Consider the following 24,161-nt stretch of genomic DNA (forward strand, 5'->3'; position numbering starts at 1 on the left):
GTGTTAAAGCATTTCGACACTCTCTTATTTTTGCGGATTTCTTTTGGTTAATAAAAATGAAAAAGTAAGTTTGGAAGTGTATTAATAGGATGCACAAGTTAGAAGAGGTAATTTAATAATGGTACATCAGTATAAGAATAATGGATATAACATCGTATTAGATGTTAACAGTGGTTCTGTTCATGTAGTTGATGATATGGTATACGATATTATAGCTGCTTATGAAGGACACACAGTAGAAGAAGTAGTCTGTCAGTTTGATGGCAAATATTCTAAGGAAGACGTAGAAGAATGCTATGCTGAAATAACAGAACTAAAGGAAGCAGGACAGTTATTTACAGAGGATATTTATGAGCCATATATTGACTCATTTGCAGATAGACCTACAGTTGTAAAGGCACTTTGTCTTCACATTGCACATGATTGTAACTTAGGTTGTAAGTATTGCTTCGCCGATGAAGGTGAATATCATGGTAGAAGAGCTATGATGAGCTTTGAAGTTGGTAAGAAGGCACTTGATTTCTTAGTTGCTAACTCAGGCAGCAGAAGAAACTTAGAGGTTGACTTTTTTGGTGGCGAACCTACAATGAATTTTGAAGTAGTTAAGCAGCTTGTTGCTTATGGCCGTTCTCTTGAAGAGGCTAACAACAAGAAGTTTAGATTTACATTAACAACTAATGGTATCTTACTTAACGACGAGATTATGGAATTTGCTAATAAGGAAATGAGTAATGTCGTATTAAGTTGTGATGGACGTAAGGAAATCAACGATATGATGAGACCTGTTCGTTCAAGCGGAAGAAGCTCATACGATATCATTATGCCTAAGTTTAAGAAGCTTGCAGAAAGCAGAAATCAGATGAATTACTACATTCGTGGTACATTTACTCATTTCAATCTTGACTTCTCAAAGGATGTTTTACATTTTGCAGATGAAGGATTCGAGCAGATTTCTGTTGAGCCAGTAGTTGCTCAGCCAACAGATGACTATGCAATTAGAGAAGAGGATCTTGATACTCTTAAAGAACAATATGATATTTTAGCTGCAGAGATCGTTAAGAGAAAGAAGGCAGGAAAAGGCTTTAACTTCTTCCACTTCATGATCGATTTACAGGGCGGTCCTTGTGTAGCTAAGAGACTTTCTGGATGTGGTTCAGGATGTGAATATTTAGCAGTAACACCTTGGGGTGATTTATATCCTTGTCATCAGTTCGTAGGTAATGAAGATTTCATTATGGGTAACGTTGACGAAGGTATTACAAAGCCTGAAATTAGAAAGATGTTTAAGGCTAGCAACGTTTACACTAAGGAAAAGTGTAAGAATTGTTTCGCTAGATTCTATTGCAGTGGCGGTTGTGCTGCCAATTCATATAACTTCCACGGTAACATCAATGATGCTTACGATGTTGGATGTGAACTCGAAAGAAAGAGAGTTGAGTGCGCGATTATGATTCGTGCAGCAATGGCAGATGAGAACAATTAATCATCACCATTTTGGCTAGAGATTTTAATCTTTAGCATATTTCACTTTATTTCTTATAAATGTTTCACCGCGAATTTGGGACATTTTTTGTAATAAGAAATTATTTATGTTGAAGGGAGAGAATGTAACATGAAATACGGATTAGCTAAAAAGATATGTTACAGTGCTATCGTACTAGTATTGCTTGTAGGTTTAATTTTAACAGCAATATTTGGTATGAACGGAAAAGGCTACGGAAGCGTAGAAGATATCAGTCTAGGTCTTGACCTTGCTGGTGGTGTTAGTATCACATACGAGATACAGGATGAGGATTATACAACTCAGGATGTAGAAGATACTATTTATAAGTTACAGCAGAGAGCAGAAAGCTACTCTACAGAATCTAATGTTTATCGTGAAGGCGATGACAGAGTAACAGTTGAAATTCCAACAGGTGAGAACTCTGAAGAGGATGCAAATGAAATTCTTGCAGCACTTGGTACTCCAGGTTCATTGGAATTCTTAGACTCAGATAACTACTCATTATTTACACAGGGTAGTGAATATGAGACATTACTTACAGGTAATGATGTTGAGAATGCTCAGGCATACACAGATACAACAGATACAGATTCATCTACACCTTATGGTGTTCAGTTAACATTTACAGATGAAGGTGCTGAAAAGTTCTATAATGCAACTTCTGAAAATGTTGGCAGCTACATTTACATCTTATTCGATGGCGAAGTTGTTTCAGCTCCAACAGTTAGCTCAGCAATCTCAGGTGGAACTGCAGTAATTAATGGTATTGAAAGCTATGATACAGCAGAAAACTTAGCAACTTATATTAGAGTTGGTTCAGTTCCTGTAACTCTTGAAGAAGTTTCATCTTCAATTGTTAGCCCACAGCTTGGTGCAAGTGCAATTAAGTCAAGTATGGTAGCAGCAGTAATCGGTTTAGTTATACTTTGTATCTTCATGATCGTAATCTATAGATTACCAGGTGTTGTTGCAACACTTACACTTTCAATTTATACAACATTAGTATTATTCTTATTAAGCGTTTACGACTTAACACTTACATTACCAGGTATTGCCGGTATCATCTTAGGTATTGGTATGGCCGTTGATGGTAACGTAATTATTTATACACGTATTAGAGAAGAAATCGCAGCAGGTAAGTCTGTTGAGAATTCAATTCTTTCAGGTTATAGCAAGGCTGCTTCAGCTATCATTGATGGTAACGTTACAACATTAATTGCTGGTATCGTTCTTTACATCTTTGGTACAGGTTCAGTTAAGGGCTTCGCTACAACACTTATGATTTCTAATATCGTTTCAGTATTTACATCACTTGTAATTACTAAGGTTATTATGAAGCTTCTTTACAACTTCGGTTGCAAGAGCCCAGTATTATATGGTAAGACAGTTCATAAGAAGACAGTTAACTTCTTAGGCTTTAGAGTTAAGGCTTTCATCATTGCTATAGTAGTAATCGTTGCAGGCTTTGTATGCATGGGTGTTCGTTCAGGAATGGGCGATGGTGCTTTCAACTACTCATTAGAGTTCGTTGGTGGTACTACAACAACATTTGAATTTGCACAGGAATACGACACAGAAACAATTGAGTCAGATATTATTCCAGTAATTAAGGATGCAACAGGAGTTACAGAAGTTCAGCAGCAGAAGACACAGGATTCTACAGCAGTTGCCTTCAAGACAACAGCTCTTACTCAGGAACAGAGAGAAGCTATGGAAGAAGCAGTAGTTGCTAGCTTCCCAATTGAAGATGGTTCAACAGTTGAATCTAATTCAATTACAGGTTCAGTAAGTTCTACAATGAGAAGAAATGCTATTCTTTCAGTTGTACTTGCTACAGTATTTATGTTAATTTACATTTTCATCAGATTTAAGGATCTTAAGTTTGCTCTTGCAGCTGTTATTGCCTTAGTTCATGATGTATTAGTAGTTTTAGCATTCTATGCATTCACAAGAATTACAGTAGGTACAACATTTATTGCTTGTATGCTTACAATCGTTGGTTACTCAATCAACGGTACTATCATTATCTTTGATAGAATTAGAGAACAATTAAAGACAGCTAATTCAAAGACAGATATTACAGAGCTTGTAAATTCATCAATTACATATACATTTACAAGAACATTAAATACAACAATTACAACACTTATTATGTTAGTTTGCTTAGCAATTTTAGGTGTTTCATCAGTTAAGGAATTCGCAATGCCACTTATCGCTGGTATCTTAGCTGGTACATTCTCATCTGTTCTTATCACATCAGCTCTTTGGTATATCATGGGTGGTAAGAAGAGAGGCGTTGTTAACGAAGTTAAGAAAGAAGACAAGAAGAAGGTCTTTGAAGACGGCGCTCAGGTTTAACTTAGATAGAGCAAATCATTAAATTAAACAACAATGAGATATAAATAAAATAAAGGCTTATGAAAATCTTAGATTTTCATAAGCCTTTTAAATTTCTTACTTTACGCATTCGCTAATTACACATGCGAAATTAATAATCTATTTTAATAATCTATTTCATTTACAATAAACTGTAAACTCTTATTTCCTCTAAATTCATTGATATCCGGGTAGTAAATAATCTTAATAACACTTCCGATGGCAGGAAGTTCATCTTCTTCCACCTTAAATTTAATAGCTTCAATGATTTTTCCGTAGGCAGACTGAAGCTGCATCTTAAGTACATTTTTATTCTTACCAATAAGATTAGCTCTAATTACCTTTAGGTTTCTGTCTGCAAATACAGGCTTTTCATTGCCTTTACCAAAGGGCTCTAGAATCTCAAATTCTTTTACAAGCTCCATAGTTACATAGTCCACAGGCATGGCAACATCAATCCAAATCTTAGGAGTTAAATCATCCTGGGTTAGTGTCTGTTCTCTATTTAAGGCAGCTCTAAATTCCTCTAGATTTTCCTCTTTTAAGGAAAGACCTGCAGCCATTGGATGACCACCAAATTTAGTAAGAAGTGACTTTACCTTAGATATCTCTTCAAACATGTTATAGCCCTCAATTGAGCGGCCAGAACCCTTTAAGCCGTCTTCTGATTTAGTGATGACGATAGATGGCTTATAGTAGCGCTCACGCACTCTACCGGCAATAATACCTGCAATGGATTCGTGGCAATTTTCAAGATAAACGACTAAAACCTTATCGTCCTTTAAACTTGTATTATCCACCATCTCAAAGGCCTTAGAAGCCTCTGAATCAGTTAAATCCTTACGTTCATCATTAAGAGACTTAAGCTCTTTTGCAAGTTCCTTAGCTTCGTTTTCGCTTGTGGAGAGTAACATTTTTATAGCAAGCTCTGCACTCTCTAAGCGGCCGGAAGCGTTAAGACAAGGGCCAATAACAAAGCCTATGTGATAAGAACTAATGTGAGACTTATCTAGCTCGCAAAGCTCTATAAGGGCAGATAAGCCAAGATTTGGCGTATTTGCTATGTGGGCAAGGCCGTATTTAACTATAACTCTGTTCTCGTTAATTAAATCCATAACATCCCCCACGGTTGCAATAGCAGCAAACTCTAGGAAATCGTCCAAATCACGGCTATAAAGGGCTTTATATTTACCTTTATCTATTGCGTTAATTTTAGCGTAAAGCACCTGTATGAGCTTATATGCCACTACAGCGCCGCACAAACCCTTAAAGGGATAAGGACAATCTGCCTGCTTTGGATTAACGCAGGCATCCGCCTCAGGAATTGTATAGATTTTCTCTTCACCCTGCATCTCAAAAGGAATGTCGTGGTGATCTGTAATAATTATTGTCATACCAAGGCTTTTAGCGTGCTTAACTTGCTCGAGGGCAGCAATACCGTTATCACAAGTAATGATAGTGTCAATGCCATCTTCGTAAGCCTCATCAATAAGCCTCTCATTAATTCCGTAACCATCATGAATTCTATGAGGCACTACGTAATCCACAATCGCCCCTGCTCTTTTAAGACCCTTATAAAGAATAGTAATAGAGCAGATGCCGTCGATATCGTAGTCGCCAATGATTCGAATAGACTTTTTATTATCAATTTTATCCAAAAGGATATCGCAAGCCTTAGTTATATCCTTCATGGAAAATGGATCGTGTAATCTAGATAAATCAGGACGTAGATACATGTTAAAATCCTCGTCACTAATCATGTTTCGATTCCTGATAATTCTAGCGGTAACCTGATCAATGCTATATTTATTAGCTATTTCATTAAAGTTGGCTTTCTTTCCAAAAACCCTCCAAATGCTCATATTTTAACCTCGATTTCTGAAGTTTGTTCAACTTAATTCGACAAAATTTAATTTAGTTAGTGTGTATTCTTATTTACAAACTCAGTTTTATACTTTGAATACATAATCTTCTGTGTGCTATAAAGACTGTAATAGCCTGAAAGCAAGTAGCTAAAGGCAATACAAAGAATACAATACTTCATAGAGCCAGCACCAAACATCTCGATTGCAAGAATAAGAGATGTAATAGGGCAGTTAGTTACACCACAGAATACTGAAACCATGCCACAAGCTGCGCAAAGTGCCACTGGAAGCCCAAAGAGTGGAGCAAGGAAACTACCAAGAGTAGCACCAACAAATAAAGTAGGCACGATTTCACCACCCTTAAAGCCACCGCCAAGAGTTACGGCTGTGAAAAGAATTTTCAAAAGGAAAACGTACCAAGCGGCCGAATCTACAAAGCTGTTAGCAATAACGTCTGCGCCAGCGCCAAGAAAGCTAGTTGTATTGAAAATGTATCTAAGGGCGATAACAAGTAAACCTGCCACAAAGACACGAATATACTGGTTTGGAATGTATTTGCTATAAAGTTTATTAGCCCCGTGTAAGCACAAGCATAAAAGAATACTTGCTAGAGCAAAGCATATAGCTAAAATAACGAATTTAGTGCCGTTTAAGGCATTAAAAGAAACAAGCTCATCTACGGTAAAGGCAGTACCTGCAATTTTAAATAGTGAGGCAATTTTTTGAGCAATAAGTGCTGCAACTACGCATGGCACAAGGGCTGCATAGTACATAATACCTACACTAATAACTTCCATGGAAAATATTGCAGAGGCAATAGGTGTACCAAAAAGAGCTGAGAAACATGCGCTCATGCCACACATAATCATGATACGTCTATCTTTATCATCAAATTTAAAAGCCTTTCCAAGGAAATTTCCAAGAGAAGCGCCGACCTGAAGGGCAGCCCCCTCTCTACCTGCAGAACCACCAAATAGGTGAGTGATTAAAGTTGAAATAATAATTAGGGGAGCAACCTTTGCAGGCACCTCCTCGTTTGACTGAATGGCAGTAATAACAAGGTTTGTACCCTTATTTCCGCCCTCGCCAACGATTCTATATAAGAAAATGATAACTAAACCACCAATTGGTAGCAAAAATAAAAGATTAGGATTTGCTATTCTAATATTAGTGACCTTTCCTAAAAGAAGGTTGAAAACCGATCCAATAAAACCAATGGTTATACCGCTAAAGCTGGCACAAAGTAGCCATTTAATAAGCGTAAGTGTTGCATTTTTAAACCTTTGCATGGTCTCTTGAATTGATTCTCGTGATAAGTCCATTTTACTCTCCCTTATAAACTAACATTAATTAATTTCTTAATATCTTTTTCTGTCATAACACTCATGCGGCTGTTATGATAGTTCTTATCATTAGTGACGTCTTTAATAAACCAATCTGGAGCAGTATAGGAGTTGCATTCCTCTAAATTAGGAAATTCCACTTCTGCTAAAACTACGCCGTCAAATTTACCCTCAAATATATCAAGCTCAATAGTATAACCCTTTCCATCAGGGATTTCATAGCGCTTCTTAGTAATAATGTTACCATCAGCCTTCTTAATTAGATTCTTATAAGCTTCTTCATTTAAGGGAAGGTTATATTCTTCTCTATTCATCTTACCCTTGCCCTTGTAGGTTAGGTAAAATTCATCATTATCCTGTCGTACACGAACAACGGGGTTAGTATTTAAATAGCCCTGTTCAATCTGTCGACACTTGTATTTAGTTAGATTCTCAGGAATTCCTGATACTAAAAATTTACGTTCAATTTCTACACCCATATTACACCTCGAATTTTTGTATACAATACATCTTAATTTAACATATATACAGGGATTTTTCAAATTTAGGGCAAAAAAAGAAGAACCCGTCGGGGTTCTACTTTTTACATTTATAAAAAAATTTAATGAGGGAGGGGATCACACATTAGGGAAATGTAATCCGCCAGACTAACCTCGTAATGGGAGGAAGGTTAGCCGTTAATTTATGAAAAAGATTTTGAGTTAAGTTATGCATAAGAAGTTAATGTATTAGGGAGAGTTATTAACTTCTTCCTTAACTCTGAAAATATAATATCGTGATTTTGTGAACGTGATTTGACAAAGAGCTGAAGAAAGTATGAAAGAGTATAAACTAAATATAAATTCTAGAAAGAAAATGGAAACTAAAAAGTACTAAAAAATAGCAAAAAAAAGACTACATTCGCAATGAATGTAGTCTTTTCCTTACATTGTTCGTAAACAATTAGTGTCTGCAAAAGGTGAATTACTTCTTCTTCTTGCCAGCGTTAACTGTTTCCTTTAAGCCCTTACCAGCCTTGAACTTAGGTGCCTTAGAAGCAGGAATCTTAATAGACTTACCTGTCTGAGGATTCTTACCTGTTCTAGCAGCTCTTTCAACAACTTCGAAAGTACCGAAACCAACTAACTGGATCTTCTCACCCTTCTTAAGTTCTTCAGATACTGTTTCAACAAAAGCCTTAAGAGCCTTCTCTGAATCCTTCTTTGAAAGTTCAGCCTTTTCTGCGATAGCAGCAACTAATTCTGTCTTGTTCATAAAAACTATTTCCTCCTTAAGATTATTAAGTTTTAATAATTATAAATCATTTATACTACGATTTTTTTATCTTGTCAACATTTTTAACTTGAAAAATGCCGATTTTATGGGATTTATTGAGAATTATATACTCTCAGAAAGGGTTTCCCACTTTTCATAGAGGTCGTTCAAATCCGCTTCAACACTGGATTTCTCCTTATGTATCTCCATCAATCTAGCAGTGTTACTTGCAATGCTAGGATCTGCGTACTCTTCGTCTAATTTTTTTATTTTTTCCTCTAATTCTTCGATTTTTGCCTCCACTTTTTTGAGCTCATTCTTAGCTTTTTTAAGACGATTTTGCTCTTCTCTTGAAAGTTTCCATTCTTCCTTAGAATTAGTGTTTGAATTACTAGTGGATGCAGTAACTGTCGCTTGTTTAGGGCTATCTAGAAGACTAGGGTCATTTTTTAAGGCCTCATCCACTGCGGCAGCTGTTAAAATGTCCTTCTTTTCTAGGTAATAATCGTAATTACCAATGTAATTAACGGTAGTTTTATTAGTAAGTTCCACGATTCTTGTAGCAGTAGTATTTATAAAATATCTATCATGAGAAACGTAGAGGACTGTTCCAGTGTAGCTATTTAGGGCATTTTCAAGGATCTCCTTAGATACAATGTCCAAATGGTTAGTAGGCTCATCAAGGATAAGTAGGTTAGCATTTGAAAGCATAAGCTTTGCAAGGGAAACTCGTCCTCTCTCACCACCAGATAAGTCACGAATATACTTAAATACGTCGTCTCCTGTAAAGAGGAAAGCAGCAAGGGTGTTACGAATCTTAGTGTTATTAAGGTCCGGATAAGCATCACTAATTTCTTCAAAAAGTGTCTTATCAGGGTCAAGGACGTGGTGTTCCTGATCGTAATAACCAATTTCTACCTTTGAACCAAGCATGATTGTGCCTGAATCTGCCGGTATAAGGCCATTTATAAGACGAAGAATAGTAGTCTTACCAGTACCGTTGTTACCAATAAGTGCCACGCGCTCGCCTCTCTTAATCTCTAAGTTAAGGTCTTTAAATAAAGTTACATCATCAAAAGACTTAGTTAGGCCTTCAATTGTAAGTACGTCATTACCACTAATAACCTCAGGCTCTAGCTTAATCTTCATCTTGTCATCGATTTCTGTTGGTTTATCGATGACCTCCATTTTATCAAGCATTTTCTCACGAGATTCCGCTCTCTTAATGGATTTCTCACGGTTAAACTGCTTAAGCTTAGTAATAACCGCCTCTTGATGCTTGATGTCACGCTGCTGATTTAGGTATTCCTTTAACTTCATGTTACGAAGGACCGCCTTTTTTGCTGCGTAATCTGTATAGTTTCCTGAAAATGTAGTCACATTTCCCTGGTCTATCTCAATAACCTTAGATACAATCTTATCAAGGAAATATCTATCATGAGAAACTAAAACTACAGCACCATTGTAGTTAAGTAGGTAATTTTCAAGCCATGCAATAGACTCCATATCCAAGTGGTTAGTAGGCTCATCAAGTAAGATAATATCTGGACTTGAAAGAAGAATTTTACCAAGGGCAACTCTAGTTTTTTGACCACCGGATAGAGTATTTACATTTAAACTAAAGTCTTCTTCACTAAAACCTAAACCCTTTAAAACACCCACGATTTCTGACTTGTAGGCATAACCATTGGCCATTTCAAACTTCTGATTTAAGCTATTATATTTATTAAGTAGGGCGTCAAGTTCCTCGCCCTTAGTGCTTCCCATTCTTGATTCAATGTCACGAAGCTCAGTTTCCATATCAATGACATACTGCTTAACCTCAAGTAATTCATCATATATACTTTTACCCGAATTAAGTTCCTGCTGCTGAGCAAGGTAAGCAAGTGTCTTGCCCTTTGATAGAGTAACTAAACCACTATCAAGAGGCTCCTCGCCAACGATCATCTTAAGTAAAGTAGACTTACCAGCACCATTAATACCAATGATGGCAGCCTTCTCATGATCCTCTATATTAAAAGTACAGTCCTTTATAATCACATCTGTAGCAAAAGACTTGCTTAGATTGTTCACTGAAAGTATCATCAAAACCTCCAAAATATCCTAATAAAAAATTCTTATAATCGTTTATATTTACTTGACGATTATAAATAGAAAAAAGTAAAATTGCAATTGGTGTTGTAATCGCACGGCGATTACAATGTAGCCGCGCGCTGATTCGCGAAGCGAATTCTAATGCGCGACGGTTCCCCAAGTGTGCGCAATCTATGATTGCGTTTCAACTTTAAACATATTCGCAAAGCGAATACTACTTACAATTTCGTAAAGAAATTATCTAAACAAATTATGAGGATAAACTATGAAAAACATAATCTTAGATAAAATCGACAAATCCGAAGCCCTCCGCTACCTTGGCTACCGTAACACCAAGATAGACGACACGCTTCTTGCTATGATTGATGAGTGCGAGGAAGAGGTTAGAAAGCTAGCAAGTCCCAGATATATCTATAAAGTCTTTGACTTTAGTGAAACTAGCGAGGGCATTACATTTTCAAATACAAACCTTACCCTAAAGGGTAATTCTATAAAAAATCACCTTGCAAACTGCGAAAAGGCTGTAGCCATGGCAGTTACCATAGGTGAGGGCATTGATAGAAACATAAGAATTCTATCCCACACAAATCTGGCTAAATCAGTGGTTTTTGACGCATTTTCAAGCGCCGCCATTGAGCAGGTTTGTAATAAGGTTGAGGATATTATTAGGGAAGAATTTAAGGAATATAAGATGACCTTTAGATTTGGCATAGGTTATGGCGACTTGCCTCTAAGTCATCAAAAAGATTTCGTGAAGGTTCTTGATGCCACAAAAAAGATAGGAATAACTGTTGGGAATTCCCACATGATGATTCCTACAAAGTCAGTAACCGCAATTATTGGCCTTAGCAAAGAGGAAATTAAAAAGGCTAATAGAAACTGCGCAGATTGCAATTTGATGGGAAATTGTAACATTTTAAAATCAGGAAATCACTGCTATTAGGCAGTATTCTTAAAACAAGTAATAAAGTAAATGTGTATTGTAAAAAATGAGGAGTAAAAAATGACTAAGAAGGAAAAGTTTAAGGAACTCTTAAAAAAGGACTATGTGCTACTTGATGGCGCCATGGGAACTATGCTTCAGGCAGCAGGCATGAAGGTGGGGGAAACACCGGAAATGCTTAATATCACTAATCCTGAATTAATAGAGTCAATTCATGAAAAATATTTTTTTGCCGGTTCAGATATTGTCTATGCCAATACATTTGGTGGAAATGAATATAAGCTCGAGGAGTGCGGCCATTCCGTGGAAGAGCTTGTAACTGCAGGTATTAAGCTTGCAATTAAGGCAAGAGATAAGGTAAAACCAGAGGGTTTAGTTGCCCTTGATTTAGGCCCAATAGGAATCCTGCTTGAGCCAACAGGGGTGCTTTCCTTTGAGGCAGCTTATGACATGTATGCTAGATGCGTAAAGGCAGGGGCTGCAGCAGGGGCAGATTTGGTGGTATTTGAGACCATGACAGATTTGCTTGACCTTAAGGCAGCGGTGCTTGCAGCAAGGGAAAACTCAGATTTGCCAATTCTTACAACCATGACTTTTGAACAAAATTTACGTACCTTTACAGGTTGTAGCATTTCAGCTTTTGGCCTTACAATTTCAGGCCTTGATGTGGATGCCCTTGGAATTAACTGCTCCCTTGGTCCAAAGGAATTAGAGCCAGTTATTAAGGAACTTAGAAAATGGACTAACGCTCCGCTAGTTTTAAAGCCTAATGCAGGCCTTCCAGACCCAAAGACAAACCTTTATAATGTTACAGCTAAGGATTTTGCCCTTCTTATGAAAGATTTAAGAAAGTATGGCATTAAGATTTATGGAGGCTGTTGCGGAACTAATCCTGAATTTATAGAAGAACTTAGTAAGATGCTTAAGGAAAATGGCAACATTAAGGCAGAGCCTGTTGAGGTTCCTGCAGCTATTTGTTCAGCCACTAAGACTTGCGTGGTAAATGAGCCAAGAGCCGTAGGTGAGCGAATTAACCCTACAGGTAAGAAGAAGTTCCAGCAGGCCCTTAAAGATAGAGATATGGACTACATTTTAGGTCAAGCTCTAGAGCAAACTAGCGCCGGTGCTGACATTTTAGATGTAAATGTTGGCGTGCCAGGTATTGATGAAGTGGAGATGATGGTGGACACAATTAAAGCTCTACAGTCAGTGGTTGATGTGCCTCTCCAGATTGATTCCACAGATCCTTTAGTTTTAGAGGCTGCCCTTCGAGTTTACAACGGTAGAGCCCTAGTAAACTCTGTCAATGGTGAAGAGGAGTCCTTAAAAAATATATTGCCAATCTGTAAGAAATACGGTGCCGCAGTAATTGGTCTAGCCCTTGATGAAGATGGAATTCCAAAGAAGGGCGAGGATAGAGTAAAGATTGCAAAAAAGATTTTAGATAGAGCTACAAGCATTGGAATTGATAAGAAGGATATTTACATTGATTGCCTTACTTTAACAGTTTCAGCAGAACAGGAAGGGGCAAGAGAAACTCTTAAAGCCCTACAAACAGTTAAGAATGAGCTAGGACTTAAGACAATTCTTGGTGTTTCTAATATTTCCTTTGGTTTGCCAAATCGTGTATTAGTTAATCACATTTTCTTAACCATGGCTCTTCAGGCAGGTCTAGATTTATGTATTATTAATCCAAACCTTCCTGAGATGATGGGAGCAATTAGAGCCTTTAAGGTACTTGCTTGCTTTGATGAGAACTCAGTAGATTATGTGGCAGCCTATGCAAATATGCCTCAAACCAAGATAGTTCCTGTATCAGAAGCAAAGACAGCAGGAAATAATCCAAGCGCAAGCACTAATATTAACCTTCAGGAAAAGAAGGGAAATTACGAGCTTTCAGATTTAGCTTATGCTGTAAAGAAGGGTCTTAAAAGTGAAGGCGCCGCAGTAACAAGAGAGTTACTAACTAAGATGGATTCCATGGACATTGTAAATAAGTCCTTAATACCAGCCCTTGATGAGATTGGTGTGGAATTTGAAAAAGGAACTCTTTTCCTTCCACAGTTAATTATGGCAGCTTCAGTAGCATCTGAGGCCTTTGATGTAATTAAGGAAACCCTTAATAAAGATAGTGATGAGACAGTTTCAAAGGGAAAGATTGTCATTGCTACAGTTAAGGGCGATGTTCATGATATTGGAAAAAATATTGTTAAGGTCTTACTTGAAAACTATGGCTACGAGGTTATTGATTTAGGTAAGGATGTGCCATACGAGGATGTTGTTAACGCCATTAGAGATAATGATGTTCACCTTTGCGGTCTATCAGCGCTTATGACTACAACCCTTGTTTCTATGAAGGAAACAATTCAGCTTATTCGTGAAAATAATCTTGATTGTAAGGTCATGGTAGGTGGTGCTGTATTGACCTCAGAATATGCAAAAGAAATAGATGCAGATTTTTATGCAGCCGATGCTAAGGAGTCTGTGGATATTGCTAAAAGAGTGCTCGGTTAAATTGTGATAAATGTATTTTGACATTTTTTTAACATTAGTATATAATGCAAGGAGCACAAATACATCGCAAGTTTAGTACTTGATGATTTATATAGAAGTAAGAATGGAGTAAGGATATGGAAGAGAAAGAAGAAAAGAAGATATCGGCGGTTGTTATTAGAAGACTGCCAAGGTATTATAGATATCTTGGTGAGCTGGTTGAGAATGATGTACAGCGCATTTCTTCTAAAGAATTAAGTGAGAAGATGAAGGTAACAGCTTCTCAGATTCGACAAGATCTTAATAATTTTGGTGGCTTTGGCCAGCAGGGATACGGTTATAATGTTAAGTATCTTTATGACAAGATTGGTAAGATTTTAGGCGTAGACGAACCACATAACATGATTGTAGTTGGTGCTGGTAATATTGGTCGCGCTATTTGTAATTATTCAGACTTTTCTAAGCGTGGATTTGTAATCAAGGGCTTATTTGATAATAACCCTGAAGTTGCTGGAAAAGAAGTTGCAGGAGTTAAGGTTTATAACTCTGAGGGAATTGCCCAGTTTATTAAGGACAACAATATTGAAATCGTAGCTCTTACACTACCTAAGGTAGCTGCTAAGGAAGTTGCTAATATCGTTGTTGAGGCGGGAATTAAGGCAATTTGGAACTTTGCACCAGTGGATTTAAATCTTCCAAAGGACGTTATTGTTGAGAACGTTCATTTATCAGAAAGTTTAATGAGACTTTCTTATGCAATAGCTAATCAAGAGAAACACTAAGAGCTATTAATTAAAGAGAAACTATTAAGAACCTAGAGCTAGGACAGGCTTTTAAAAGCCAAAACTATAATCTAGGTTCTTTTTATTTTATATTAATTTCCTTGTTTTCTTTTTTAGAATGTAAGATAATTAAAATATAAATAATCTTAGTTATTTTTGGGGGGATATGAATGACAAATTTTTCGTATGAGAAGATCAAGGATTTAGAGGGAATTGCAGGAGTTCCCATCCTTACTTTAGATGAGAGATGGTACAAATTAATACCTGCAAAATATAAAACAGACGAGATTAATTACTGGGAAAAAGAAGTTAATGAATTATTAAAGCAACAAGGACAAGCTCACAATGATATAAAAGAGGTCAAAAAGATTAAAAATCAGCTAATCCAGGAAGTGGTTGAGGCCATGGAGGATGATGATAATAGTGAGGCCAAGAAAAAGAAGATGGAGCAAAATCAGCGTCTAATTCAAGAGGCAAAGGATAAGATTGCTAAGCTTGAAGATGAGACCCTAGATTTTCCAAAGGAGCTTGCCAATGCTAACAAGCACTTAATTGCGGAAACGCTAAAGGTGGTCTATGAAAGGCTTAATAACAACGCAGAGGATATTGAGCTTTTGTCTAAACTAATAGATCAAACAAGAATCAAGTTAAAGAAAAACATCGTTATAAGACAGGATAAGGAAGAGGCTAATGAGAAAATGTATACCTATATGCACGATATCTTTGGCCCGGACTTTAGTAACGAACTAGATAAGTTAAATGGCGACTTTAAAATAATGGGAGACAGGAAAAATGAAGATTGAACTAATTGATAGTAATCAGGCAGCAGCTATCGATAAATATACGATAGATATTTTAAAGGTCCCTTCTCTTTTGCTTATGGAAGAGGCAGCAAAAACAGCCTTTAATGAAATAATAAAGGACTTTAAGGAAAAGGATAAATTCTTTATTACTGCCGCTGCAGGAAATAACGGGGCAGATGCCCTAGCAGTAGCTAGAATGCTTTATTTGGCAGGTTACACGAATTTAGATATCCTTTTGCTTGGCAGCAAATTTACTAAGCAAAATGAGACACAGCAGGAAATGTTAAAGGCCCTAGGCCTTACAATCTATAAAGATTTAGAGGAAATCAAGAACTTAAATAAGAATTATGACTGTATTATTGATGGCCTCTTTGGAGTGGGCTTAAAAAGAGATATTGAGGGCAAATATAAGGAATTAATTGACTATATCAATTCATTATCTGAGCCTAAGCCATATGTCATAGCCCTTGACCTTCCATCTGGCCTTGATGCCTCAACTTCCAAAATTTATGGCACTTGCATAAAAGCAGATAAGACCATTTGCTTTGGCTATGAGAAAATCGGTCTTTATTGTGGCAAGGGCCCAAGTTATGCAGGAGAGATAGTTTCCACACCTATTGGCCTTAATGATAGCCAGAAACTAAAGAGAATTGGTGGGGCAAAAGAGGGCCAAAGCTTGGAAAACGCCAAAACACCGGCAATCAACGAATTTAGCTGTCTTCAGACAATCGGCAATATCAAAGCGGTTTTTGGAAATATTCTTAAAGATAGGGATTCTGAATCAGAGGAAATTAGAAAGACACTAGATAGTAGAGTGAAAGCTGGCAATAAGGGCAGCTATGGCAAGGCCACAATTATTGCAGGCTCTAGTGGAATTGGTGGGGCGGTTATTCTTTCAGCTAAGACAGCGGCTAGAATGGGACTTGGTATGGTAAAGGCTTTGACACATTTTTCCAATCGCGAAGCCCTACTTACAAGCCTTCCAGAGTGCCTAATTGATGTTTATGAAAATGAATGCCCTATAGATACTTTAAAAGCTGCCCTAGACTTTGCAGATATAGTGGTTTTAGGACCAGGTTTATCTATGAATGAGGCAGCAACAAAGCTTTGCAAGGACACCCTAGAGCTAATTAATAAGCCAATAATAATTGATGCAGATGCGCTAAATATTATTGCTAGGGATAATTTATTTGATTGCTTAAGGGCAGCAGCTGACAGGCTAGAGGGCAGAATAGTCCTAACTCCACATTTAAAAGAGATGGAGAGACTAACAGGAATAGCTGTTAAAGACATTAAGGCTGACCCTGTTGGAGTGGCTATGGAATTTAGTAGCAAATATCATGTGATTTGTTGCCTAAAGGATGCAAAAACTGTAGTAACTGATGCTAAAAGAGCCTATATTAATCAGGCAGGTAATGATGGCATGGCAACAGCGGGTTCAGGAGATGTGTTAACAGGCGTTCTTGCTGGCATTTTCTCTTATAAATTTAGGGACCCCCTACTTGCTGTAATTACAGGGGTAAATATTCACGCTGTGGCAGGAGATATGGCAGCTAAAAATTTATCTGAAGAAATGATGCTATCTGGTGATATAATTAAATATGTAGACGAGGCCTTAAAGGAAAGATAGCTAGAGTTTGCTTTACATTGGATTGGAATGTATGGTATATTTTAATTTATATATATAATATATAAAAATTTAGCTATATGCTAAGCACAATGAAAGGAATATGAGAATATGAATGATGTACACCCCTCGGATGTAAACGAAGGTTTTTTGATGGGTTTATTAAGAAAAATTACTAGAAAAGACAGACAAGAAGATATTTCAGAAGAAATTATGGATATGGTTAATGAAAGCCATGAACAAGGTGTAATTAAGGAAAGCGAAGCTGAGATGATTGGCAACATCTTCGAATTTGGGGAAAAAGAAGCAGAAGATGTAATGATCCACAGAAAGAATATAGTTGCAATTGATGGCAGCTTTACAGTGGAGCAAGCTTTCAACTTTGTTATGGAGGAAAATTTTTCAAGATATCCAGTTTATGATGAAGATATAGATAATGTAATTGGTATTCTGCATATTAGAGATTTATTAAAAGCGTATGTCTTAGAAGAGAATAAGGGGAAGACATTACATGAACTTGGAGATGACTTAATGTTTGAAGCTTATTGTATCCCTGAGACACGTAATATTAGCGCACTTTTTAAAGAGATGAAAGCTAAGAAGTCACACATGGCTATAGTCGTTGATGAGTATGGCCAGACAACAGGTATTATCACAATGGAGGATATACTAGAGGAAATTGTTGGTAATATTTTTGATGAATATGACGACGAAGAAGAACAGATAGTCCTTAAGGAAGATGGCTCCTTTATAATGGATGGTCAGACAACCTTAGAGGATGTAGAAGATAAACTTGAAATTGAGTTTTTATGTGAAGATGTAGATACACTAAACGGTTTTTTAATTCTTGAACTTGGTAAGATTCCAACTAAGGAAGATGAAGGCTTTAGTGCAAAATGCGGGAATTACAATTTCACAATACACAATGTCAATAACAAGATGGTTGACAAGGTGCTAGTAACTCAAGTAAAAGACGAGGAAGATTAAACAAGAAACTAGAAAAAGAAGCTAAATTTAAGTTTAATTGCCGCAATATAAACTCGAGTTAGTTTTTCGGGGAAATTAGGGATTTTTGGTTGGGAGTTTTATTATGAGACCAGAGGAAGAGAATATTGTAGAGAAAAGTGATTACAATGTAGTCGCAGAGGCAGAATTTACTCTAGATGGATTGAATTACATCATTACTGGAGATGAAAGATTTTATCGAATGATAGGAGAATTTTCATTCTTTAGCTTTGATAAGATAGTTCATGACGATGATAGGGCAAATTTTCTAGAATTTGTTAAGCATGATAATGAAGAGAAAGACATTTTTATAAGATGTAAGATAAGAGATAGGGGCTATCGTTTACTCCATCTAATTAAGTTAGAAACTAGAAGAGTTGGCGATGACACCCTTAACTGTTTTAGATTACAAGACGTTATATTAGTATGTCAGAAATATAGAAAGTACTTCGATATTGTAAAGAAATATAGAAGCTTTATGGATATACTACCTAATAAGTTCTTTGATTTAAATCTAAAGACAGGAATTTTTACACTTTATTATTATAATAACCACAAGGCTCAGCCTATTGTTAGAACACATTTTGATGAATGGAAGAAGTATGTTGTAGAGAAAAAGCAGATAGATGAGAAGAGTATGAAGAATTTCAATATGCTTTGTGAGTGTATTGAAAATGAAATGGAAAATTTTAGTATTACTCTTAACTGCTCTATTTTGACTAATGGAGTTAGAATGGAGCATATATCTATTAAGGGCCAGACTTTAAAGGAATCTGTAGAAGATCCTTTAGTGCTTGGAGTTATAACACAGGAAAGAGCTAATAATAACAACAGCTTTATTATTAGTCAGACGGATAATCCAGAGGCAGGAAGAGATTCAGGCACAGGCTTGCTTAATAAGAAAACTGTTACAGATAAGATTATAGAAAGATTTAACCAGCTAAAGGAAGAGAAGATAGGACAGGGAAGAAATGTTTACTTGCTTGTTTTAGATATTGATAACTTTAAGCAGGTCAATGATAATTACGGTCACTATTTTGGAGACGAGGTTATTAAGCATTTTGCAAAGCGCCTTAGTTATATGGCAGAGGGTAAGGGCTTAGTAGGTCGTATTGGTGGCGATGAATTTATAGTATATCTTGATAATATTAAGGATGAAGAAGAACTTCGAATCATGTTAAAGAGCATGAGACTTAGATTAAAACTAGAGTTAAAGGAAAAGAATCCTGATTACCTTTTCTCAACATCTATTGGTATTTCAAGATATGGCGTAGATGGCACAGATTTTGAGACATTATTTAAGATAAGTGATGCCTGTCTTTATATTGCTAAGGATAAGGGCAAGGATAGATTTATTATTTATGATATTGCAAAACATGGCAATTTACTTAAAAATGACACAATAAAGGTGGCAAGAGGCAATGACTTCTTAAAGCCAATAGATAAATACGAATTAGCTACAAAGCTTGTTATGAAGGCCTGTAAAGAAGGCACAAGTTGCATGGTGGATATTATAAAGGAGCTTGGAGATAAGCTTAATCTACACGGAATCAGAGTCTTTGTAGGAGATGACTTAAAGAGGGTTTACTCTTCAGGTCACTATATTAAAGATTTAGATGAAGCAAGCTATATTAATAGCCCTGAGTATAGTGTACATTTTGATGAGCACGATATGTATGTGGTTAATAATGTAGCGGCTATTTATATGATTCATCCAGAATTAGCAAGCAAGTTTAAAGATGATAACATTTGCTCCTTTATTCAGGCTAAGGTAAGAGATGATAAGGGAAAATGTGTTGCTATGATGCAGTTTGATATCTTTGGCGAGAATAGAAGAAAATGGAGTAATGCAGATATTTGCACATTACGAATGTTAGTCCTTGGACTAACTAATATTGCAGGGGAATATGACTGCAAGAAATAAGCATGTAATTGACAACAATTATTGTGATTGTTACAATTATTTATAAATTTATAATAATAGGAGATGTGCGTTATGAGGAAAGCAGTAATTTCTATTTTAGTTGGTAACTCTGCAGGTGTACTTAGTCGTGTGGCTGGACTATTTAGCCGTAGAGGTTACAATATTGATAGTTTGACAGTAGGAGAAACTCTTAACCCAGAGCTTTCAAGAATGACTATTGTTGCAACTGGTGATGATGATGTTTTAGAGCAGATCGAAAAGCAGTTAACTAAGATAGTAGATGTTAAGAAAATCACAGTTCTTCCACTTGATGATTCAGTTTGCAGAGAACTTGTATTAATCAAGGTTTTAGTTTCACCTGAAAAGCGTCAGGAAATCGCTACTATAGCTGATATCTATAGAGCTAATATTGTTGATGTTTCTAAGGAATCGGTAATCGTTTCCCTTACAGGTAGTCAAAGTAAGATAAATGCATTTATAGAATTGTTAGATGGCTTTACAATTGTAGAAATTGCAAGAACTGGTATTACAGGCCTTGAAAGAGGTCCAAAAGGCTTATAATTAGTATGTTTAAGGAGAAGGAGAAGGAGAAATCCTTCTCTTTTTTATTCTATATTGATATTTTATAAGAATTATTATATAATTATCCATATACGAAACGTGGAAACTAAATATGAAATGAAAGCGAGGAATTTATTTATGGCTAATGATAGTGGGAGAAAGGATTCAAAAATTCCTTTTCTAAAAACGGTTGCTGGTATGAGTTTGATTAGTTACGTAATACTCTTATGTGTATTTGTGTTTACCATTACGTCTGTAGTTAATAAAACTCAGAAAATTTCGAATTCAGCAAGATCAGTAACTGAGGATTTAGAATCTTTATTAACAGATTTAAGAGTATTTGAGGTTGATATGAGAATCCTTGATAATGATGGATTTGCGCTTGCTGCAATGTATGATACTCTTTTAAATTTAAAGAATGATAGTGGACAATCTCAGGTAGAAACTAAAATAGATGAAATGAATACTTGCCTTACAGAAATGTCTGATGCAGTTTCTGGTTTGGAAACTGTAATTAATGATTATAAAGGTAGTGCAGAAACAGTTGCAACGGCTAAAGAAGCAACGAAAGTATTAAAGGATGCTTATGCAGATTATAAAAAAGAATATGAAAGCGTAGTTTCTGCTGCTAAGACAGGAGATACATTAACTATTGTAGGTGTTGTATACGGAGATGCTTCTACATTACTTGCAACTATGAAAGGACAGCTTGAGATTTTAAATGAAGAAAGCGGTAAGCTTGCAGATAAGATGAAAGAACATATTGAAAGAACTTCTGATTCTGCTTTTGTTATTATAAATACTATGATGGTTGTTTATCTTATTGTAATAATTCTTTGCTTAATCTTTAATCATAATATGATTGGTAAGAAAGTTAAAGAAATAAGTAATGAGATTAATGATATTATCCAGAATATTAAGAAGAATAAGGGTGACCTTACAGCTAGAGTTCAAACAAAGACAAGCTCAGAACTTATTCATATTAAGGATGGCTTCAACGATTTTATTGAAACTCTTCAGGTTATTCTTGGTGAAGTTAAAAATGGTACAGAGTCCCTTAAAGATTCTTCTGAGAATATGACAAATCAGATTGCCCTTGCAAGAGACAATATTACCAATACTAGTGCAGCCCTTGAAGAGCTTTCAGCTAGTATGGAAACTGTATCACAGACAGCTTCTATTATTGATAACAGATTATCTGATGTTAATAGAGCAACAGGCAATATTAATAGTCAGATTGAAAGTGGTACTAGCAAGACTAAAGAAATTCAGTCAGAAGCTAATAATATTAAGAATGATGCTCAGCAAAAGAAGAATAACACAGGCAATAAGATGAAGACTCTTTCTAGTGTCCTTGAAGAATCAGTTAAGGATAGTGAGAAGGTTAAGCAGATTAATGAATTGACAAATGTTATCTTAGATATTGCAAGTCAGACTAACTTACTTGCTCTTAATGCTTCTATTGAAGCTGCTAGAGCTGGTGAAGCAGGACGAGGCTTTGCAGTAGTTGCTGAAGAAATCAGTACACTTGCTGATAATTCAAGAGAGACAGCTGGTAATATCCAGAATATCAGTAACGAAGTAACAACAGCCGTTAATTCCCTCGCAGATAATGCTATGCAGGTACTTGATTTCATTAATACAACAGTACTTGCAGATTATGATGGATACGTTGGTATTGGTGAGAAATACGAAGAGACAGCTAGCTATATTAATGAGATGCTATCTGACATCGATGGTCAGGTACAAGACCTTAATACAGCAATGCATGAAATGTCTAGCTCTGTTGAAAATATTACAAAATCCGTTCAGGAATCATCAGAGGCAATTTCTCAGTCTGCTGAGAACTCACAGGATATTGTTTACGAAATCAACGATATCAGCTCAGCAATGGATACTAACAATGAGGTTACAAGAACTCTCGATAAGACAACTCAAAAGTTTGAGAAGTATTAAAATGTGCTACTAAGGTAAAATTTAAATATAAATACCGAAGAATTGAAAATACCAAGGAAAAGAGGGCAGGATGAAAATCCTGCCCTTAGTTTTGTCCTTAATTTTATTATTATTTTTATTTTATGTCGTTTTCTTTTTTATATTTTAAAACTCTTCTATCATATTCTTTCTTATGTCTTTTTGCCTGTCCCATAATAACAAGTAAAATGATTATAAGAGCCACTAATGTAACAACTAACTGCTTTACTGAAATGCTAGGACTAGTTTTATATTCCTTTAATTCCTCTTTAAAGCTCTTAACACTTTCTACAATAGAGTTTGAGTATTCATTTGCATTATTGATAGCCGCCTCGTCTGCAGCTACCTTCTCCTCGTAGGCAATAGTTTCATAGGTCTTTACATTTTCTAAAATATCATTGCCAGTATCTGTGCCCACTAAAGTTCTGTAAAGTCCAAATCTTGATGGGCTATATTCATATTCATCATCCACATAAAACCACCAGCCTTGCTGGGAAACATGTCTTGTATAGGCAGTCTTTAGGGCATCTAGGGCAGTTCTATTATTAAGAGTTTCAAGCTCTTCCCTTAAATTAAGAGTAATAGTGTTCTCACCATACAAATGAATATAGGTCTTAGGAACATCATAGCTGCCGTATTTACTAGCAGATTCTGGATGGTAGTTGGCATCGTTTGAGTTATTAACTGAGTCTGCCACTGCATTTGCCAAAAGAATATGGGCGCCGTGGCCGTATTCTCCATTAAAATCTTGTGTTACCACAATTAGTGGCTGGAAACGTCTGATGCATTCAGTGGTGTAGGCACAAACACTGTCGTAGTCGTAGTTTTGAAGGGCGGCATCATAGTCACCGCAGTAGTAGTCATAAAATTCTCCCTTTACAGGATAGATATTAAGACCAAGTTCCCACAAACCATCTAATTCTTCGTGTTCTCTATAAGGTTCTGACTTGTAAAAGTCACACATATAGGCAACTTGAACAGATACGTCATCTCTTGAACCGTAAAGGGCTAAGATGCCACCAAGGAAGAGAATCTCATCATCTGCATGTGTTGAAAATACAAGTATGTCAGGTCTAGTAGCTGTTGGATTCCAAACTTGAACACTATCTGGTAAATCACCTTTAGATAAAACTGCTATTTCACAGATTCGCATATCTTCAGTTAAGTTGATATTTAGTGACTTTGTAGCTATATCAAGTGGAATATATTCATGTAAAAATCCATCTTCCCCGCAAGTTAGTGTCACATCCCCATAGCTAATAGTGTAGCTAGTTTGTGGATTGTGATACCATTTTATATAAAGACCATACATGTCTTCTTCACAGTCTATGGAAATACTAGTGTTAGCACTATATTTTACGGAACTTTTGTAGGTATCATCTCGCACAAGAGAAGTGTCCGCCGAAGATTTATTAAGTGTGAAATCTAGGAAACTAGCAGTTTGGGATTCTGCATTTGTTTCTTCTGCCTTGCAAGGCTTTGAATTAAAGATAAGTAAGCCTGTGATAATAAGAATTAGGCTTAGAAAAAATTTAGAAAATTTAAGTCTCATTTTATAAGTCCTCCCCCTTAAATCGTGTATTATAAAAATAACATTTTTATATTTTAAGCAC

At 36.2% G+C, this 24,161-nt stretch carries 17 protein-coding genes; 11 read left to right on the top strand and 6 right to left on the bottom strand.

All coding sequences use genetic code 11. The annotated features are described in order from the left end of the window. Positions 1-118: 118 nt before the first annotated feature. Positions 119-1,483, top strand: a complete 1,365-nt coding sequence (gene scfB, locus BLQ66_RS08565; protein ID WP_074521791.1) for a thioether cross-link-forming SCIFF peptide maturase — start codon at positions 119-121, stop codon at positions 1,481-1,483. A 129-nt stretch (positions 1,484-1,612) separates the two neighbouring features. Next, positions 1,613-3,862 (top strand): protein translocase subunit SecDF, encoded by a 2,250-nt coding sequence (locus BLQ66_RS08570; RefSeq protein WP_074521792.1) that lies wholly within the window; start codon positions 1,613-1,615, stop codon positions 3,860-3,862. Between the two features lie 143 nt (positions 3,863-4,005). Here BLQ66_RS08570 and recJ read toward each other — a convergent pair whose 3' ends face one another. From recJ to BLQ66_RS08595, 5 genes are all read right to left on the bottom strand, one after another. Further along, on the bottom strand, positions 4,006-5,742 hold the full coding sequence (gene recJ / locus BLQ66_RS08575) for a single-stranded-DNA-specific exonuclease RecJ (protein WP_074521793.1): 1,737 nt from the start codon (positions 5,740-5,742) through the stop codon (positions 4,006-4,008). 56 nt (positions 5,743-5,798) lie between these two features. Continuing rightward, a complete protein-coding gene (locus BLQ66_RS08580; protein ID WP_074521794.1) occupies positions 5,799-7,067 on the bottom strand; it encodes a chloride channel protein in 1,269 nt (422 codons plus the stop codon). Between the two features lie 11 nt (positions 7,068-7,078). Then, entirely contained in the window at positions 7,079-7,567 is a 489-nt protein-coding gene (locus BLQ66_RS08585) for a CYTH domain-containing protein (protein ID WP_074521795.1), read from the bottom strand. A gap of 484 nt (positions 7,568-8,051) precedes the next feature. After that, entirely contained in the window at positions 8,052-8,342 is a 291-nt protein-coding gene (locus BLQ66_RS08590) for an HU family DNA-binding protein (RefSeq protein ID WP_027431204.1), read from the bottom strand. A 123-nt stretch (positions 8,343-8,465) separates the two neighbouring features. Continuing rightward, positions 8,466-10,427 carry an ABC-F family ATP-binding cassette domain-containing protein gene (locus tag BLQ66_RS08595; protein WP_074521796.1) on the bottom strand — a complete coding sequence of 654 codons (1,962 nt, stop codon included), beginning with the start codon at positions 10,425-10,427 and terminating at the stop codon, positions 8,466-8,468. Between the two features lie 274 nt (positions 10,428-10,701). Here BLQ66_RS08595 and BLQ66_RS08600 point away from each other — a divergent pair, with 274 nt between their 5' ends. The 9 genes from BLQ66_RS08600 (at position 10,702) to BLQ66_RS08640 (ending at position 22,530) form a co-directional block, all read left to right on the top strand. Further along, positions 10,702-11,379 (top strand): vitamin B12 dependent-methionine synthase activation domain-containing protein, encoded by a 678-nt coding sequence (locus tag BLQ66_RS08600; protein WP_074521797.1) that lies wholly within the window; start codon positions 10,702-10,704, stop codon positions 11,377-11,379. Positions 11,380-11,439: 60 nt separating this feature from the next. Continuing rightward, positions 11,440-13,893 (top strand): homocysteine S-methyltransferase family protein, encoded by a 2,454-nt coding sequence (locus BLQ66_RS08605; RefSeq protein WP_074521798.1) that lies wholly within the window; start codon positions 11,440-11,442, stop codon positions 13,891-13,893. Between the two features lie 116 nt (positions 13,894-14,009). After that, positions 14,010-14,654, top strand: coding sequence for a redox-sensing transcriptional repressor Rex (locus tag BLQ66_RS08610; RefSeq protein WP_027431200.1), 645 nt, complete (start codon positions 14,010-14,012; stop codon positions 14,652-14,654). A gap of 170 nt (positions 14,655-14,824) precedes the next feature. Then, a complete protein-coding gene (locus BLQ66_RS08615; RefSeq protein WP_074521799.1) occupies positions 14,825-15,457 on the top strand; it encodes a hypothetical protein in 633 nt (210 codons plus the stop codon). Beyond that, positions 15,447-17,087 carry a bifunctional ADP-dependent NAD(P)H-hydrate dehydratase/NAD(P)H-hydrate epimerase gene (locus tag BLQ66_RS08620; RefSeq protein WP_074521800.1) on the top strand — a complete coding sequence of 547 codons (1,641 nt, stop codon included), beginning with the start codon at positions 15,447-15,449 and terminating at the stop codon, positions 17,085-17,087. The genes BLQ66_RS08615 and BLQ66_RS08620 overlap by 11 nt, the downstream gene beginning before the upstream one ends. Positions 17,088-17,195: 108 nt before the next feature. Then, entirely contained in the window at positions 17,196-18,071 is an 876-nt protein-coding gene (locus tag BLQ66_RS08625) for a hemolysin family protein (protein ID WP_074521801.1), read from the top strand. Between the two features lie 103 nt (positions 18,072-18,174). Then, complete coding sequence (locus tag BLQ66_RS08630) at positions 18,175-20,013, top strand: GGDEF domain-containing protein (protein WP_074521802.1); 1,839 nt, start codon at positions 18,175-18,177, stop codon at positions 20,011-20,013. 72 nt (positions 20,014-20,085) lie between these two features. Continuing rightward, positions 20,086-20,574: an acetolactate synthase small subunit gene (gene ilvN, locus BLQ66_RS08635; RefSeq protein WP_074521803.1), complete on the top strand. Its 489-nt coding sequence runs from the start codon at positions 20,086-20,088 to the stop codon at positions 20,572-20,574. A gap of 138 nt (positions 20,575-20,712) precedes the next feature. Beyond that, entirely contained in the window at positions 20,713-22,530 is a 1,818-nt protein-coding gene (locus BLQ66_RS08640; protein WP_074521804.1) for a methyl-accepting chemotaxis protein, read from the top strand. 115 nt (positions 22,531-22,645) lie between these two features. Here the strand turns inward: BLQ66_RS08640 and BLQ66_RS08645 are convergent, their stop codons facing one another. After that, positions 22,646-24,100: a PIG-L deacetylase family protein gene (locus tag BLQ66_RS08645; RefSeq protein ID WP_074521805.1), complete on the bottom strand. Its 1,455-nt coding sequence runs from the start codon at positions 24,098-24,100 to the stop codon at positions 22,646-22,648. Positions 24,101-24,161: the final 61 nt, after the last annotated feature.

The organism is Lachnospira pectinoschiza, assembly GCF_900103815.1.
In the GTDB taxonomy this organism is placed as follows: Bacteria; Bacillota; Clostridia; order Lachnospirales; family Lachnospiraceae; genus Lachnospira; species Lachnospira pectinoschiza_B.

Bases quoted from the DNA above. Each gene is read 5' to 3' on its own strand.
- scfB (WP_074521791.1), top strand. From the start codon at position 119: ATGGTACATCAGTATAAGAATAATGGATATAACATCGTATTAGATGTT.
- BLQ66_RS08570 (WP_074521792.1), top strand. From the start codon at position 1,613: ATGAAATACGGATTAGCTAAAAAGATATGTTACAGTGCTATCGTACTA.
- recJ (WP_074521793.1), bottom strand. From the start codon at position 5,742: ATGAGCATTTGGAGGGTTTTTGGAAAGAAAGCCAACTTTAATGAAATA.
- BLQ66_RS08580 (WP_074521794.1), bottom strand. From the start codon at position 7,067: ATGGACTTATCACGAGAATCAATTCAAGAGACCATGCAAAGGTTTAAA.
- BLQ66_RS08585 (WP_074521795.1), bottom strand. From the start codon at position 7,567: ATGGGTGTAGAAATTGAACGTAAATTTTTAGTATCAGGAATTCCTGAG.
- BLQ66_RS08590 (WP_027431204.1), bottom strand. From the start codon at position 8,342: ATGAACAAGACAGAATTAGTTGCTGCTATCGCAGAAAAGGCTGAACTT.
- BLQ66_RS08595 (WP_074521796.1), bottom strand. From the start codon at position 10,427: ATGATACTTTCAGTGAACAATCTAAGCAAGTCTTTTGCTACAGATGTG.
- BLQ66_RS08600 (WP_074521797.1), top strand. From the start codon at position 10,702: ATGAAAAACATAATCTTAGATAAAATCGACAAATCCGAAGCCCTCCGC.
- BLQ66_RS08605 (WP_074521798.1), top strand. From the start codon at position 11,440: ATGACTAAGAAGGAAAAGTTTAAGGAACTCTTAAAAAAGGACTATGTG.
- BLQ66_RS08610 (WP_027431200.1), top strand. From the start codon at position 14,010: ATGGAAGAGAAAGAAGAAAAGAAGATATCGGCGGTTGTTATTAGAAGA.
- BLQ66_RS08615 (WP_074521799.1), top strand. From the start codon at position 14,825: ATGACAAATTTTTCGTATGAGAAGATCAAGGATTTAGAGGGAATTGCA.
- BLQ66_RS08620 (WP_074521800.1), top strand. From the start codon at position 15,447: ATGAAGATTGAACTAATTGATAGTAATCAGGCAGCAGCTATCGATAAA.
- BLQ66_RS08625 (WP_074521801.1), top strand. From the start codon at position 17,196: ATGAATGATGTACACCCCTCGGATGTAAACGAAGGTTTTTTGATGGGT.
- BLQ66_RS08630 (WP_074521802.1), top strand. From the start codon at position 18,175: ATGAGACCAGAGGAAGAGAATATTGTAGAGAAAAGTGATTACAATGTA.
- ilvN (WP_074521803.1), top strand. From the start codon at position 20,086: ATGAGGAAAGCAGTAATTTCTATTTTAGTTGGTAACTCTGCAGGTGTA.
- BLQ66_RS08640 (WP_074521804.1), top strand. From the start codon at position 20,713: ATGGCTAATGATAGTGGGAGAAAGGATTCAAAAATTCCTTTTCTAAAA.
- BLQ66_RS08645 (WP_074521805.1), bottom strand. From the start codon at position 24,100: ATGAGACTTAAATTTTCTAAATTTTTTCTAAGCCTAATTCTTATTATC.